15 protein-coding genes are annotated in these 14,971 nt (G+C 54.8%); all 15 read left to right on the top strand.

Translation table 11 applies throughout. The features are described from left to right. Positions 1 to 66: 66 nt before the first annotated feature. Positions 67 to 1,191, top strand: coding sequence for an ABC transporter ATP-binding protein (locus tag AC2TF6_RS27010; RefSeq protein ID WP_009676853.1), 1,125 nt, complete (start codon positions 67 to 69; stop codon positions 1,189 to 1,191). A gap of 190 nt (positions 1,192 to 1,381) precedes the next feature. Beyond that, positions 1,382 to 2,323 carry an HPr(Ser) kinase/phosphatase gene (hprK, locus tag AC2TF6_RS27005; RefSeq protein ID WP_009676857.1) on the top strand — a complete coding sequence of 314 codons (942 nt, stop codon included), beginning with the start codon at positions 1,382 to 1,384 and terminating at the stop codon, positions 2,321 to 2,323. 50 nt (positions 2,324 to 2,373) lie between these two features. Further along, positions 2,374 to 3,306, top strand: a complete 933-nt coding sequence (lgt, locus tag AC2TF6_RS27000) for a prolipoprotein diacylglyceryl transferase (protein ID WP_491309292.1) — start codon at positions 2,374 to 2,376, stop codon at positions 3,304 to 3,306. A gap of 36 nt (positions 3,307 to 3,342) precedes the next feature. Next, positions 3,343 to 3,996, top strand: a complete 654-nt coding sequence (gene ppaX, locus AC2TF6_RS26995; RefSeq protein WP_491309291.1) for a pyrophosphatase PpaX — start codon at positions 3,343 to 3,345, stop codon at positions 3,994 to 3,996. After that, positions 3,993 to 4,577, top strand: a complete 585-nt coding sequence (locus tag AC2TF6_RS26990; RefSeq protein WP_491309290.1) for an acyltransferase — start codon at positions 3,993 to 3,995, stop codon at positions 4,575 to 4,577. Before ppaX ends, AC2TF6_RS26990 begins: the two co-directional genes overlap by 4 nt. A gap of 191 nt (positions 4,578 to 4,768) precedes the next feature. Next, positions 4,769 to 5,992: an ATP phosphoribosyltransferase regulatory subunit gene (locus tag AC2TF6_RS26985; protein ID WP_491309289.1), complete on the top strand. Its 1,224-nt coding sequence runs from the start codon at positions 4,769 to 4,771 to the stop codon at positions 5,990 to 5,992. Between the two features lie 221 nt (positions 5,993 to 6,213). Beyond that, entirely contained in the window at positions 6,214 to 6,849 is a 636-nt protein-coding gene (gene hisG, locus AC2TF6_RS26980; RefSeq protein WP_491309288.1) for an ATP phosphoribosyltransferase, read from the top strand. A 90-nt stretch (positions 6,850 to 6,939) separates the two neighbouring features. Further along, positions 6,940 to 8,229: a histidinol dehydrogenase gene (gene hisD, locus AC2TF6_RS26975; protein WP_491309287.1), complete on the top strand. Its 1,290-nt coding sequence runs from the start codon at positions 6,940 to 6,942 to the stop codon at positions 8,227 to 8,229. Beyond that, positions 8,222 to 8,938, top strand: a complete 717-nt coding sequence (hisB, locus tag AC2TF6_RS26970; RefSeq protein WP_491309286.1) for an imidazoleglycerol-phosphate dehydratase HisB — start codon at positions 8,222 to 8,224, stop codon at positions 8,936 to 8,938. The genes hisD and hisB overlap by 8 nt, the downstream gene beginning before the upstream one ends. A 2-nt stretch (positions 8,939 to 8,940) precedes the next feature. Further along, the gene (gene hisH / locus AC2TF6_RS26965; RefSeq protein WP_491309285.1) at positions 8,941 to 9,558 is read left to right on the top strand and encodes an imidazole glycerol phosphate synthase subunit HisH; all 618 of its coding nucleotides are present in this window, start codon (positions 8,941 to 8,943) and stop codon (positions 9,556 to 9,558) included. A 42-nt stretch (positions 9,559 to 9,600) separates the two neighbouring features. Continuing rightward, positions 9,601 to 10,326 (top strand): 1-(5-phosphoribosyl)-5-[(5-phosphoribosylamino)methylideneamino]imidazole-4-carboxamide isomerase, encoded by a 726-nt coding sequence (gene hisA, locus AC2TF6_RS26960; protein ID WP_491309284.1) that lies wholly within the window; start codon positions 9,601 to 9,603, stop codon positions 10,324 to 10,326. A 96-nt stretch (positions 10,327 to 10,422) separates the two neighbouring features. Continuing rightward, positions 10,423 to 11,181 carry an imidazole glycerol phosphate synthase subunit HisF gene (hisF, locus tag AC2TF6_RS26955; RefSeq protein ID WP_042232324.1) on the top strand — a complete coding sequence of 253 codons (759 nt, stop codon included), beginning with the start codon at positions 10,423 to 10,425 and terminating at the stop codon, positions 11,179 to 11,181. Further along, positions 11,178 to 11,855, top strand: a complete 678-nt coding sequence (gene hisIE, locus AC2TF6_RS26950; protein ID WP_491309283.1) for a bifunctional phosphoribosyl-AMP cyclohydrolase/phosphoribosyl-ATP diphosphatase HisIE — start codon at positions 11,178 to 11,180, stop codon at positions 11,853 to 11,855. Before hisF ends, hisIE begins: the two co-directional genes overlap by 4 nt. 319 nt (positions 11,856 to 12,174) lie before the next feature. Then, a complete protein-coding gene (locus AC2TF6_RS26945; RefSeq protein WP_042232320.1) occupies positions 12,175 to 13,125 on the top strand; it encodes a ribose-phosphate diphosphokinase in 951 nt (316 codons plus the stop codon). 72 nt (positions 13,126 to 13,197) lie between these two features. Further along, positions 13,198 to 14,949 (top strand): tetratricopeptide repeat protein, encoded by a 1,752-nt coding sequence (locus AC2TF6_RS26940; protein ID WP_491309282.1) that lies wholly within the window; start codon positions 13,198 to 13,200, stop codon positions 14,947 to 14,949. The last annotated feature ends 22 nt before the right edge of the window (positions 14,950 to 14,971 follow it).

Here is a 14,971-nt window from a genome sequence, read left to right as displayed (position 1 = left end):
CATTTAAGCTAAGATAAATGTACAGATTCCAAATTAAGAACATTCAAGAACCAGGGGGAATGAACTATGGCAGGCGTTCGTCTTAACCATATCGTAAAGAGGTACCCAGGCAACCAAGAAGCAACCGTTAAGGATTTCCATCTCGATATTCAAGATAAAGAGTTTCTCGTATTGGTAGGAGCATCCGGTTGCGGTAAATCCACAACTCTGCGGATGATTGCCGGTCTTGAAGAAATTTCCGAAGGCGAACTGTACATCGGCGACCGTCTCGTGAACGACGTGGCTCCTAAAGACCGCGACATCGCGATGGTATTCCAGTCCTACGCCCTGTACCCGCACATGAACGTGTACCAGAACATGGCGTTCGGCCTTAAACTCCGTAAATTCAAAAAAGCCGATATCGACGCACGCGTGCGTGAAGCGGCTAAAATTCTCGATATTGAACACCTTCTGGACCGCAAACCGAAAGCACTTTCTGGTGGTCAGCGTCAGCGTGTCGCCCTGGGCCGCGCAATCGTCCGTGAACCGCAAGTCTTCTTGATGGACGAACCGCTTTCCAACTTGGACGCTAAACTTCGTGTACAAATGCGTGCCGAAATTTCCAAACTTCACAAACGTCTCGGCGTAACGATCATCTACGTAACGCATGACCAAACCGAAGCTATGACGATGGGAAGCCGGATTGTCGTTATGGACAAAGGCATCATCCAACAAGCGGCTTCTCCGGAAGAGATCTACAACTTCCCGGTCAACATGTTCGTAGCGGGCTTCATCGGATCTCCTTCCATGAACTTCGTAAACGGCTCGCTGAGCGACCAAGGCGGAGAGCTTCACTTCAAAGCCAAAGGCGTAGACGTTGTTATTCCGCAAGGCAAAGCTCAAGTTCTTCGCGATAAAGGCTATGCGAGCAAAGAAGTTATTCTGGGTATTCGTCCTGAAGATATCCACGATGAGCCTGTGTTCCTTGAAGCTTCCGCTAAGACAGTGGTTAACGCCCTGATCGAAGTGTCCGAGAACCTGGGTCACGAGATGCAGGTTCACCTTGCCGGTATCGGCGAAGGTACAGTCGTAGCGCGTGTTGACGGCCGCTCCGGTCTGAAAGACGGCGCTAACGTGAAGCTTGCTCTGGACATGAACAAAGTTCACTTCTTCGATAAAGAAACAACGAACTCCATTCTTCTGAACTCGTAAGAATCATCAATTTAAAGCCAGTCCATCGTGACTGGCTTTTTTGACGTATTAGAGGTTGATAAGGCGGCCTATGGGAACGATGCAGAAGTTACACCTCTGCGCAGCATATCGGTAGGCCTGCCGGCAGGTTGATTTTCACCCGGCAGTTGAATTACGATGGAACTATTGGGAAAACAAAGGGGAATGAACGATGGGCAAAAAAGTGAGAGTGTCTGAGCTGGTTGAGCATTACAACCTGGAAGTCATTTGCGGCGAAGACGGTCTTAAGCGGACTGTAACGGTTGCCGATCTTTACCGGCCCGGTCTGGAAATGGCGGGCTACTTCAATTATCATCCGCAGGAACGCGTTCAACTGCTGGGACGCACCGAGATGTCCTTCTTCGAAACGCTGGATGAAACGGTCCGGCTGCATCGTGCCGAGCAGCTTTGTGCAAGCGAAGAGACGCCCTGCATCATCGTCACCCGCGGATTGGATATTCCGGCGGAATTGGTGGAGGAAGCGAAGAAGCACCAGCTTCCGGTTCTCCGCAGCCAGGTGGCGACCACCATTCTGGCCAGCCGGCTGACCAACTTCCTCGAAAACAAGCTTGCTCCCTCCACTACCATTCATGGTGTACTGGTGGATGTGTACGGCGTCGGAATGCTTATTACGGGCGGCAGCGGAATCGGGAAAAGCGAGACGGCGCTCGAACTGGTCAAGCGCGGCCACCGTCTGGTAGCGGACGATGCCGTTGAAATCCGTCAGACAGCCGATTATATGCTGTACGGGAACGCTCCCGACCTGATCCGCCATTTGCTCGAAATCCGCGGCGTCGGCATTATTAACGTGATGACGCTGTTCGGTGCGGGAGCGGTGCGGAACGTCAAGAAAATATCCGTCGTTGCCCGGTTGGAAACTTGGCAGCAGGATAAGCAATACGACCGCCTCGGTCTGGACGAAGAAACGACCCGGATTATTGAAACGGATGTGCCGCTGATCACCATTCCCGTCCGTCCGGGAAGAAACTTGGCGGTCATCGTCGAAGTTGCGGCGATGAACTACAGGCTCAAGCGGATGGGCTTCAACGCGGCCCTGCAGTTCACCAATAAGCTGACGGAAACGCTGGCCGAAGATTTGGACGACATGGACTGAGAGCCGGTTCATACCCACACAGGTAAGGAATAGGAGGATATCGACCGTTTATGCTAAATCCAGTCGCTTTTAAGCTAGGCCCGATTTCCGTGCATTGGTACGGCATTATATTAGGCACGGCGGCCCTGATCGGGCTGCTGCTTGTCATTCGGGAAGGCAAACGCTTCAAGCTGCAGCCCGAGTTTTTTATGGATCTGCTGCTGATCGGAGTTCCGTCTGCCATTGTGGCCGCTCGTATTTATTATGTGGCCTTCCAATGGGAAAACTACAAAAACAATTTGGGCGAAATCATCGCCATCTGGCACGGGGGAATCGCCATTTACGGCGCTCTGATCGGGGCTATTATCGCAGCGGTCATCTATGTCCGCCGCAAAGGATACTCGTTCTGGCGGATCGCGGACATTTGCGCTCCTGGACTCATTGTCGGCCAAATGATCGGCCGCTGGGGTAACTTCGTGAACCAGGAGGCCCACGGCGGCCCGGTCAGCGAATCTTTCCTGCGAAACACGCTTCATCTGCCGGATTGGATCGTGAACCAGATGAACATCGAAGGCATTTTCTATCATCCCACTTTCCTGTATGAATCGGTATGGAATTTCGTCGGTCTGCTGCTGCTCTTCTGGCTGCGCCGCCGTCCGTTCCTTCGTGCGGGCGAGTTGTTTATGAGCTATTTTATCTGGTATTCGCTGGGCCGCTTCTTCATCGAAGGCTTGCGTACGGACAGCCTCGATTTCACGGGACCGGCATGGCTGGCTTCCCTGCTGAACGGACTGTGGTCGCCGATGTCCCTGCTGTTCGGTGAAGCGGGTACGATGACTTACGGCGGCAACATCCGCATTTCCCAGCTTCTTGCCGTGCTGATCATCATCGCGGCTATCATCATCATCGTCCTGCGCCGCCGTATGGGCTATGCGAAAACCAAGTACAGCGATCCGATCGAGAAAATCGGCGGGACACCGGCTTCGGCCAACACAAGCCATTGAAAACAGGACAGAACTCTTGATAATAAGGAGCACAGCATGAAGCATACGGTATTGTTTGATTTGGACGGCACTATTCTGGACACCAACGAGCTCATTATCCAGTCGTTCCTGCATGCGCTGGAAGGAAAGACGCCCGAGCTGTTTACAAGAGACAACATCATTCCCCACATGGGGCGCCCTCTCATCGAGCAGCTCCAGTTTTTCAGCGGCCTGGATGAAGTGACGGATCTTCTGACTCTTTACCGGTCTTATAATCTTAAGCACCACGACGAGCTGGTGAGGCCTTTTCCTTATGTAAAAGAGGTATTGGCCAAGCTGCATGCCTACGGAGTCAAAATCGGCGTCGTAACCAGCAAAATCAGGCTGACAACCATGCTGGGCCTGGAGCTTTGCGAACTGCTGCCGTATATCCAAAGTATTGTGACCGTCGATGATGTAAAGAACGCGAAGCCGGACCCGGAAGGAATCAGGAAGGCTCTCGATGAACTGGGCTCAACAGCGGAGGAAGCCGTCATGGTGGGCGACAGCCATTATGATATCGAAGCGGCCAAAGCCGCAGGCGTTGAAGCCGTGGCTGTCAACTGGTCTCTTAAGGGCCAGGCCTACCTGGAACAGTACCATCCGGAGCATATGATCGCGGATATGCGCGAGCTGTATACGATTTTCGGGATTACGGAGGAAAGTGTTTGAGGAAAACCGACAGATACCCGGTCGACGGACCTAACGCCTTATGGCAGATTTACCGGACGGTCAGCAAATGGAAAGCGGTCAAAAATTTCGTCTGGATACAAATTAGCCGCTACTGTCCCTCGCTTCCGGTTAAAAATTGGATCTACCGCCGCATGTTGGGCATGGAGGTGGGAGAACACACCGCTTTCGCTTTGATGGTGATGGTGGATGTATTTTTTCCGGAAAAAATAAAGATCGGCCGCAACTCGATCATCGGGTACAACACAACCATTCTGGCTCACGAGTATTTGACCAAGGAGTATCGTCTGGGTGAAGTGAAGATCGGATCGAATGTGATGGTCGGGGCGAACACGACCATTCTGCCCGGTGTAACGATAGGGGATGGCGCCGTAATCGGTGCAGGATCTGTCGTCCACAAGGATGTGGAGCCATACAGTTTCGTAGCGGGCAATCCGCTTCAGGTTATCCGGACGGGAACTCCCGATTCCGCAGAAGCCCGGACTTTCGGAGCGTCAGCGGAAATATCCGGACCGGAGTCGGCTTCCGGCAACAGCACCAATCCAAACAGTTCATCTTCTTAAGAAGATGAACTGTTTTTTTGTTTGAAGCGAAGAGGACATTGGCTGCAGAGAAACGAATGGGAATGAATCTGCAAATTGACGCCTCTGACATTCCGTGATAAACTAACGGATATCCTTCAATTTGGTAGTATGGTAGCGTACTAAAGCGTTTTGAAAATAGAGGTGTACCGGCAGGGCAAGGAGGAACATGAATGTCTAAACCTAAAGTGTTTGAAAAGCCTACGGGTTTTAAAGATTTGCTTCCGGAATCGGTAGCGAGAATCCGTGAGATCGAATTCAGCGTGCTGGACTGCATGGAACGGTGGGGTTACCGCCAAATCGTGACTCCGACGCTGGAATTTTACGATACGGTAGGGATGGCCAGCTCCATCGAAGACCGGAAACAGTTCAAGCTGCTGGACCGCAACGGGAAAACGCTTGTACTACGTTCCGACATGACGGCCCCTATCGCACGGGTGGTCTCCTCTCTTCTGCGGGATGAGCCTCTCCCGCTCCGTCTCAGCTATCACGGGAATGTCTTCCGGGCGATGGAGGAAGAAGCCGGGCGCGATTCGGAGTTCGTGCAGACCGGTGTGGAGCTCGTAGGCGACCCGTCCGCGGAAGCGGATGCCGAAGTAGTGGCTTTGGCGATTGCTTCCTTACAGGCCGCAGGCGTAAAAACGTTTAAGTTTGCCTTGGGGCATGTCGGGTTTTTACACGGCTTGTTCGGCGAAACGCTCAAAGACCATCCCGAAGCTCAGGAAGAGCTCAAGAGCTGCTTGCTCGGCAGGGACTACGTCGGTTACCGCACGGCCATTCGGCGTATGGGTGTGGACGAAGCCCGGCGCGGCGAACTGGAGAGCATCCTCCGGCTGCGCGGAGGCAAAGACATCTGCGAACAGGCACTCAGCGTCACTTCCGATCGGACGGCCCAGGCGGCCATCGCCCATCTGTGCGAGGTATGGAACGTTCTGGAGGCTTACGGAGTCAGCGAGCATGTGCTGATCGACCTGGCGATGATCGGGAATTTTTCTTACTACACGGGTCTTACGTTCGAAGGCTATGCCGCGGATCTCGGATTCCCGCTGTGCAGCGGGGGCAGATACGACAATCTGCTCGCTCAGTTCGGACGTCCCGCACCGGCAACGGGCTTTGCCTTGAAGACGAACCGCATTCTGGAAGCGGCGGGAGATGCGGTCCGCAAGCAGCAGGAACGGGTCCTGATCGTATACGGGGAATCCCGCCGCGGCGAAGCGCTGGGCAAAGCCCGGGAGCTGAGGACCCTTCCCGGAAAGGTCGTTGTGACACGCCACGCCGGCAATGGAACCGGATCCTGTGCGTCGTGGGATCCGGCAGCTTTGCACGAACTGGGACAGGGCCGTTACCGGTACGAAGGGAACGTGTACTCGGACGTCCTGCTCTACCTGACGGATTGATTTTCAGCGTCCGAGTTGATAAATTCGCCGGCCGGTATAGAGCTGTTAAATCATACGAATGCGGCAGCCTAAACCGGTTGACGATGCGATAAAACAAACGATTCAGGCCGTTCAAACCGGCCTTTCCGGTTATACAGCGGGCCTTGCTTGCGGCTTACGCGCCGTACGGGGTTCCGCAATCATTTAGCTTCGACAGAGGCTGCTGACAGGAGGCTGAAGGCATGCAGGAAATGCTTAAGGTAGCCATGCCCAAAGGGCGTATATATAAACAGGCATTCAAACTTTTCCGCCGAGCGGGATTGCCGATGCCTGAAGATAGCGGTGACGATTCCAGGAGACTGATCGTGACCTTTCCGGAAGCCAACATGGAATTCATTCTTGCCAAACCCGTCGATGTTCCGACCTATGTGGAATACGGAGTGGCGGATATCGGAGTGGTGGGTAAGGATGTATTGATGGAAGAAAACAGGGACGTCTACGAGCTGCTTGACCTCGGTATCGCCCGCTGCCGGATGTCCGTTATCGCGCTGCCGGACTGGCAGCCCGTTCTGAATCCCCGCGTCGCGACCAAATATCCCCGAGTAGCTTCCCAGTATTTCAGGGAAAGAGGACAGCAGGTCGAAGTCATCAAGCTGAACGGCTCGATTGAACTGGCGCCGCTGATCGGCTTGGCCGACAGGATCGTGGATATGGTCGAAACCGGTCAGACTCTGAAAGAAAACGGATTGGTCGAATACGAGGAAATATTTCCGATCACGAGCCGGCTTATCGCGAATCGCGTCAGTTACCGGATGAAAAACGACCGGATTCAGCAGCTTTGCGACGCTCTGCAGGCAACGATTGCGTTGCCGGAGTAAGAGGCTGCTATCCCCTGACGGATGACATAAAGCGTTATAAAACGAAACGATTAGCAGGCGGAAGCCGGCGTTATGAAAGGGTGATTGCGCATGAAAATCGTGCCTGCGGAAGAGTTTAAACTCGCTCGGGAAGTGGACTACGGGACGGCGGAGCAGAACGACGCCGTAAAATCGATCATCGCCGCTGTACGGAGCGAAGGCGATGCGGCTCTCCGGCGGCTGTCCAAGGAGTTCGACGGCGTCGACCTTCACGAACTCCGCGTAGACGAAGCCGAGATCGAGGCGGCGTACGACCGAGTGGACGCCGAGTTTCTGAAGGCGCTGCGTCAAGCCGCCGCCAACATCCGCGCGTTTCACGAAAAGCAGAAACGCGTGTCCTGGATGGACCTGCAGGACAATGGGTCCCTGCTGGGCCAGATCATCCGGCCGCTGCAGCGCGTCGGCTTGTACGTCCCCGGAGGGAAGGCGGCTTACCCCTCATCGGTGCTCATGAACGCTATCCCGGCCGTCGTCGCCGGCGTTCCCGAGATCGTGATGGTGACGCCGCCGGCTACAGCCGGGGAAGAGGGCATCAACCCGCACATCCTGGTGGCGGCAGCCGAGGCCGGCGTGCGGGAGATCTACCGCGTCGGCGGCGCACAGGCCGTCGCGGCGCTCGCTTACGGCACGGATACGATTCGTGCCGTCGACAAGATCGTCGGACCCGGCAATATTTACGTCGCACTCGCGAAACGCGCCGTATTCGGCGTTGTCGATATCGACATGATTGCCGGGCCGACCGACATCGTGGTCCTGGCCGACGAGTCGGCGGACCCCGAATACATCGCCGCGGACCTGCTGGCCCAGGCGGAGCATGACGAGCTGTCACCCGCCATTCTGGTGACGCCGTCACGCAAGCTCGCCGAGCAGGTGCGCGGAGAGGTGGAGCGGCAGCTGCAGGCGCTGCCGCGCAAAGCGATCGCCGAGGTGTCCACGGCGAACAAGGGCGCGATCGTCCTCGTCGGGGATCTTGACGAGGGCATCCGCGTCGTCAACGCGATTGCTCCGGAGCATGCGGAGCTGCTCGTGGACGACCCGTTCGCGGTGCTGCCGCGGATCGAGAACGCCGGGGCGATCTTCCTCGGCGCGTACAGCCCGGAGCCGGTCGGCGACTATTTCGCCGGACCGAATCACGTGCTGCCGACGAACGGTACGGCCCGGTTCTCCTCGCCGCTGAACGTCGATGATTTTATTAAAAAATCCAGTGTGATTTCCTATAGTAAGGAAGCTCTCCTTGCGAACGGAGAGCAAATTATGACGCTCGCCCGCAATGAAGGGCTCGAAGGGCATGCCAGAGCGATACAAGTTCGATTGCAGAAAGAAGGGAACTTTCATGGCTGAACAAGTGGACAAGAACGCAAAACAAGCGGGGCTGGAAGGCGGATACCCCGGTGGATCGGTTAACGTGGATGCAGTAGACACGGGCGCAGGTGAAGGCTTGTCCGTCACGGATCCCGTTTCCCGTGCGCGCGTATCCAGTGTAGCGCGCAAAACGAACGAAACCGACATCGAACTTTCGTTCGGCGTGGACGGAACCGGTGTCTCGGAGCTGGAGACGGATGTTCCTTTTCTGAACCATATGCTCGATCTTTTTGCCAAGCACGGACAGTTCGATCTTAAAGTTCAAGCTCGCGGAGACGTTGACATAGACGATCACCACACGGTAGAGGACATCGGAATCTGTCTCGGTCAGACGCTCAGGGAAGCTCTTGGGGACAAGAAGGGCATCAAGCGTTACGCCAGCGTATTTATCCCGATGGATGAGGCGCTGGCGCAGGTGATTATCGATGTCAGCAACCGGCCTCATTTCGAATACCGGGCGGAGTATCCGTCCCAGCAGGTCGGAAGTTTCACGACGGAGCTGGTTCACGAGTTCTTGTGGAAGTTTGCTCTGGAGGCCCGGATTACCCTTCATGTCATTGTTCATTACGGCCGGAACACGCATCACATGATCGAAGCGGTGTTCAAAGCGCTAGGACGCGCTCTGGATGAAGCCACTTCCATTGATCCCCGTGTTAAGGGAGTACCTTCGACGAAGGGAGTTCTCTAAGCATGATTGCCATCATCGATTACGGCATGGGCAACCTGCATAGTGTGAGCAAGGCCGTGGAACGTCTCGGATGCGAGTCCACGGTTACATCCGATCCGGATATTCTCGCGGAGGCGGAAGGTCTCATTCTGCCCGGAGTAGGAGCGTTCGGCGACGCGATGGAGCAGCTCCGCTCGCTCGGTCTCGATCGGCTTTTGCGGGAACAGACCGCTCAAGGGAAGCCGCTGCTCGGTATTTGCCTCGGCATGCAGCTGCTTTTCACCTCCAGCGAAGAATACGGAGAGCATGAAGGCCTCAATCTGCTTCCCGGTCAAGTCGTGCGATTCCGAGGGGACTACAAGGTGCCGCATATGGGCTGGAACCGGCTGGAGTTCAAGCAGGCCGGCCCGCTTCTGGAAGGGCTTGAAGAGGGCCACGTTTATTTTGTTCATTCTTATCATGTGAAGCCGGAGCGTCAGGAGGATCTTCTGGCTGTCACGGATTATCATCAGCCGGTTACGGCTGTAGTAGGAAGAGGTTCCGTCTACGGCATGCAGTTTCATCCGGAAAAAAGCGGTGAGCTGGGCATGCGGCTGCTTCAAAATTTCGTAGGGCTTTGTCAAAGCAAGGTAGGGGCCTAAGATTAACCGGCCCTGCGGCCTATCAGGTGGAGGTAACGAAAAATGTCCTTTATTATTTATCCGGCAATCGATATCCGGGACGGCAAATGCGTTCGTCTCGTTCAAGGCGATTATAATCAGGAAACAGTCTATAACGAAAATCCTCTTGAGGTCGCGCAAGCTTGGGAAGCTCAAGGTGGACAATGGATTCATCTGGTCGACCTGGACGGTGCGAAGGCAGGACGGCCGGTTAACGACAAGCTGATCGGCGAAATCGCACGCACGGTGAAAGTTCCGGTCCAGGTGGGGGGCGGACTCCGTACGGAAGAGGATGTGGATCGTCTGCTGTCGCTGGGCGTATCCCGTGTCATTCTCGGGACCGCGGCCATCGAGGACCGGGCTTTCGTCCAGTCTCTGCTGGCCAAACACGGCGAGAACGTCGCCATCGGCCTGGACGCGCGGGACGGTTTCGTCGCGACCCGGGGCTGGCTCGAAACTTCCTCGGTAAAAGCGGAGGATTTGGCTGTTCAGCTTGCCGAGCATGGAGCCAAGACGTTCATTTTCACCGATATTTCACGAGACGGCATGATGGGCGGGCCGAATGTGGAGGCTATCGTACGCCTGGCTAAGGTTTCGGGCCAGACGGTTATCGCTTCCGGCGGTGTGAGCCGACCGGAAGACCTGGAGCGGCTTGCCGCCGAGGCTGCGAATGGCGTGGGCGGCGCGATTGTCGGCAAGGCGCTCTACACAGGCAGCATCCGGCTTGAGGAAGCTCTAAAGCTGGTTTAGGTTTAGGGCGGTGCGAGGAACCACGGATCAAGGAAAACACGAACGCATCAAGGTGCTCTCATATAGGGTGGTACAGAGTTAAAGGGGGAAGTCAGAATGCTGGCTAAACGGATTATTCCCTGTCTGGACGTGAAGGACGGCCGGGTCGTCAAGGGTGTAAATTTCGTGAATTTGAGAGACGCGGGCGATCCGGTCGAGCTTGCTTCCATTTATGACCGCGAAGGCGCCGACGAGCTCGTTTTCCTGGATATTTCGGCTTCGGTTGAAGGACGGGCGACGATGGTGGAGGTCGTGAAGAAAACGGCAGGCGAAATCACGATTCCGTTCACGGTCGGCGGAGGAATTTCGACTACCGATGATATGAAGCGTCTGCTCCGTGCCGGCGCGGATAAAATCGGCATCAACACGGCGGCTGTCAAGAATCCGCAGCTTGTATCGGACGGAGCCCGCAAATTCGGGTCCCAGTGCATCGTTGTCGCCATTGACGCCAAGTTCAACCCGGCCTGGGGCGAGTGGGAAGTCTATACGCACGGGGGCCGGACGGCTTCCGGCATCCGGGCTGTCGAGTGGGCGAAGCGGATGGAGACGGCGGGCGCCGGGGAATTGCTTCTTACCAGCATGGATGCGGACGGGACGAAGGACGGGTTCGATCTGGCTTTGACCAAGGCGGTATCGGGATTTGTCGGGATCCCCGTTATCGCGTCCGGAGGTGCCGGAAATGAAGAACACTTCTACGAGGTGTTCACCGAAGGCCGTGCCGATGCGGGTCTGGCCGCGACGATCTTTCATTATAAAGAACTGACGGTGCAGGGCGTTAAAGAGAGCTTGAAGAAAAAAGGAGTGGAGATTCGATGACAGGCATACAACTGGACAGCATCCGCTACGATTCGCAGGGTCTCGTTCCCGCTATTGTACAGGATGCCATCAGCAAAGACGTTCTGATGCTGGCTTATATGAATAAAGAATCGCTTGAAAAAACGGTGGCCACCGGCACGACCTGGTTCTGGAGCCGCTCGCGGCAGGAGCTTTGGAACAAGGGGGCGACTTCGGGGCACACGCAGCGCGTGGTTTCACTCCGCTATGACTGCGATGCGGACACGCTTCTGGTGCTGGCGGAACAGACCGGACCCGCTTGTCACACCGGATCCTACACCTGCTTCGGCAGTGAAATTCCGGTGGCCGGCGCAGATTCCGGTGCAACCGCAGAACCTGCAGCCGTGCCCGCCTCCCCCGACCGGTTCGGCATCTTGTCGAGGCTGGAATCCGTCATCGCTTCCCGCGAAGCGGAAAGACCCGAAGGCGCCTACACGACCTACTTGTTCGAGAAGGGAATCGACAAAATTCTCAAAAAAGTAGGCGAGGAAACGGCAGAGGTAATCATCGCGGCCAAAAACCGGGACCACGACGAGCTCCGGTACGAAACGAGCGATCTGATTTTTCACTTGATGGTTCTTCTTCGTGAGTCCAAGCTTCCGCTTGACGATGTAATGGCGGAGCTGGAGCGGCGCCACATGAGCAAATCCAAATAAAGGGACCGGCATCCGACTCTATAGGCAAATATGCCATCTAGAGGAACGGGTGCCGGTTTTTGTTTCCGAAGTTCATAAACTAGCCACAATTACCTCGATTTGGCGTCCCTCTGTGCTTTTTCATTTCGACAAGTTTCATGTATAATGGTGGGGTAGGAGAATGTCCCTGGTACTAGATACTAGACAGAGGGGGCATCTTTTTTCTCGCTTACATGCTAAAAAGCGCTTTCGTATGAAAACGTATGCGGAGCGTTCTATACAGAAGTTTGACCCGTCTGCAGTCCCAATAATCAAAAACATTTCGGAGGTAACCATAACCATGGATCTCAACAACATTAAAATTTTCTCCGGCTCTTCCAACCCGAAGCTGGCACAGAGCATTTGCGACGACCTGGGCGTTGCGCTCGGTAAAATCAAGCTGTCTCGCTTCAAAAGCGGGGAAATTTATTGTTTGTATGAAGAAGGTGTCCGTAACTGCGATGTATTTTTAGTACAAACGTTCTCCCATCCGATCAATGAACACCTTATGGAACTATTGGTTATGATGGATGCGGCCAAGCGTGCATCCGCCCGCACGATCAACTTGATCCTGCCTTACTATGGTTACTCCCGTCAAGAGAGAAAAGCCGCGCCGCGCGAACCGATTTCCGCGAAACTTGTCGCCGATCTGGTCAGTGCCGCAGGAGCGAACCGTGTGATTACCATTGACCTTCATGCACCGGCGATCCAAGGCTTCTTCGACATTCCGGTGGATCACCTGACCGCTCTTGATCTTATCAGCGATTACATCACGAAGAAAAATATCGTCGATCCGGTCATCGTATCTCCGGATGCCGGCCGCGCTACGACGGCCGAGCGTCTTGCCAACATTCTCGATGCTCCGTTCGCGATGATGTTCAAGAAACGTCCCGCTCACAACGAAGCGGTCGTGACTCACGTGATCGGGGACGTTAAAGGCCGTACGCCGATCATCATCGAGGATCTGATCGACACAGGCACAACGATCGTGAACGTTGTGGAAGGACTGAAGGAACGCGGAGCCAACGATATCTACGTTTGCGCCACTCACGCGGTATTCTCGGGCCCGGCTCTCCAGCGTCTGGATCACCCGAACATTCGTGAAGTCGTGATCACCGATTCCCTGGCGATTCCGGACGATCACGCGGAACGTTTCAAGGTGCTCTCCGTTGCTCCGCTGCTCTCGCATGCGGTACGTATCGTCAGCGACGGCGGCTCTCTCTCTTCGCTGTTTAAATACGGCGGCGTTTAAATCGTGTTTTTGAAACCTCGGGGACTGTGCTATACTTGATCATAGATCTCAAAGTACCGGAGGTGCCTAGTCATGGAAAAGAAAAAGCGTGTCTCCGTAAAGCCGGAACCGAAAATTATTCCCATCAGCATGGATGCCACGTTCTTTTTTGAAAGAGCGGTTCAGTCGCTCGATCGTTTCCATTACGATAAGGCGTTGAAATATTTCCGGCGAGCGGTAGAATACGAATACGATAACCCGGTGAACCACTGCAACCTTGCAGGGGTTCTCTCCGAATTGGGCAAGTACGAGGAATCCAACGACATCTTAAAAGAGGTTCTCGACCGGATCGATCCCTCGATGACCGAATGCTACTTCTATATGGCGAACAATTACGCCAACATGGACCAACACGAACAGGCGGAGGGCTCTCTTGTCCGTTATCTGGAGAACGATACAAACGGACATTACCTGGAAGAAGCCGAGGAGATGCTTGATTTTCTCAGCTACGAGCTGGAGCGTCCCGCCAAACTCAAGACCATCAAATCCCGCGAGGGGTTATACGAGCACGACCAGGCGCGTCTGCTTCTGGAAGAAGGCAAGTTCGCGGAAGCGGTGCGTGTTCTGGAAGAACTCGTCGAAGAGCATGGCGATTTTCTGGCGGCCCGTAATAACTTGGCGCTGGCTTATTATTACACCGGTCATTTTCAGAAATCGTTGGATGCTATTGTCGAGGTGCTGAACATAGATCCCGGGAACCTTCACGCGCTGTGCAATATGGCAATCTTCTACCAGCATCTCGGACGTAAGGAAGAACTTGCCGAACTGATGGGAACTTTACGCAAAACGTATCCTTTCCAGCAGGAGCATGTCTTCAAGCTTGCGACCACAATGGGGATTCTGGGCGATCACGAGAAAGCCTACCAGCTCTTCAGAAGGATTTCCCGTTCCAACGATAGCGGTCTGGATCCGTGCGTTTACCATTATGCGGCCGTGGCCGCTTGTAATATCGGCAGATTTCAGGAAGCCCGGATTCTCTGGAATCAGGTGGATAAGCTGGAGAACGGGTCGGAAATCGCCCGCTTTTATTTGGAGCAGCTGAACCGCCGTTCCGATGACCGCCCGCTGTCCTTGAGCTACCACTATAACCTTCCGTTTGAGGAACAGTTCCGCCAATTGGAGCAGTCTCCCGAATCGATCCCGGATCAGATTGCGAAGGACCCGCTTGTCCGCAGCTCCTTCTTCTGGGCGCTGCGCCACGGAGATGTGGAGACGAAGCTGCAGGTGCTTCAGACGTTCGTGTATATCGGCGACAATGAAGTGAAAGAAGCCCTCATCGAGTTTATCGGTGACCCTAAAGAGGACGACTACCTCAAAAAGGTAGCTATCTTCGTTTTGCGGACTATCGGAGTCGAAGAGCCTTTGAAAGCTCATTTGGACGGTACCGTAAAAACCGTGGAAAACTCCGTGCATACGACCGATCTTCCGAAATGGGAGCCCAAATGGCAGACCGTCATGGAGACCGCTCACCGGCACATGCACCAGCGGTACGACATGATCCAGCAGCATGACCTTCAGACTCTATGGGTAGAATATTTGAGCAGAGTGTATCCGAGCGTGCCGAGGATTACAAAAGTGGAGGGCTGGTCCGCCGCTCTCGAATACCTGGTCGCCAAAATGCACCGCAGGTCAATTTCCTATCACGAGGTAGCCAGCCGCTACCATACGACCGTTTCGACCGTAAGCAAGAATGTGAAGCTGATTGACGAAGCTTGCGGGCTCAAGGAGAAGATGGATGCGATTCTGCCGAAGCTCTGGAACGTGGAAAAGAAGGGCCGGGATTAATCACACTTGCAAATTAGAATAA

The sequence above is a fragment of the Paenibacillus sp. JNUCC 35 genome (assembly GCF_058269095.1).
The sequence above is the reverse complement of the archived record's forward strand: the minus strand, read 5'-3'. Positions and strand labels throughout refer to the sequence as shown.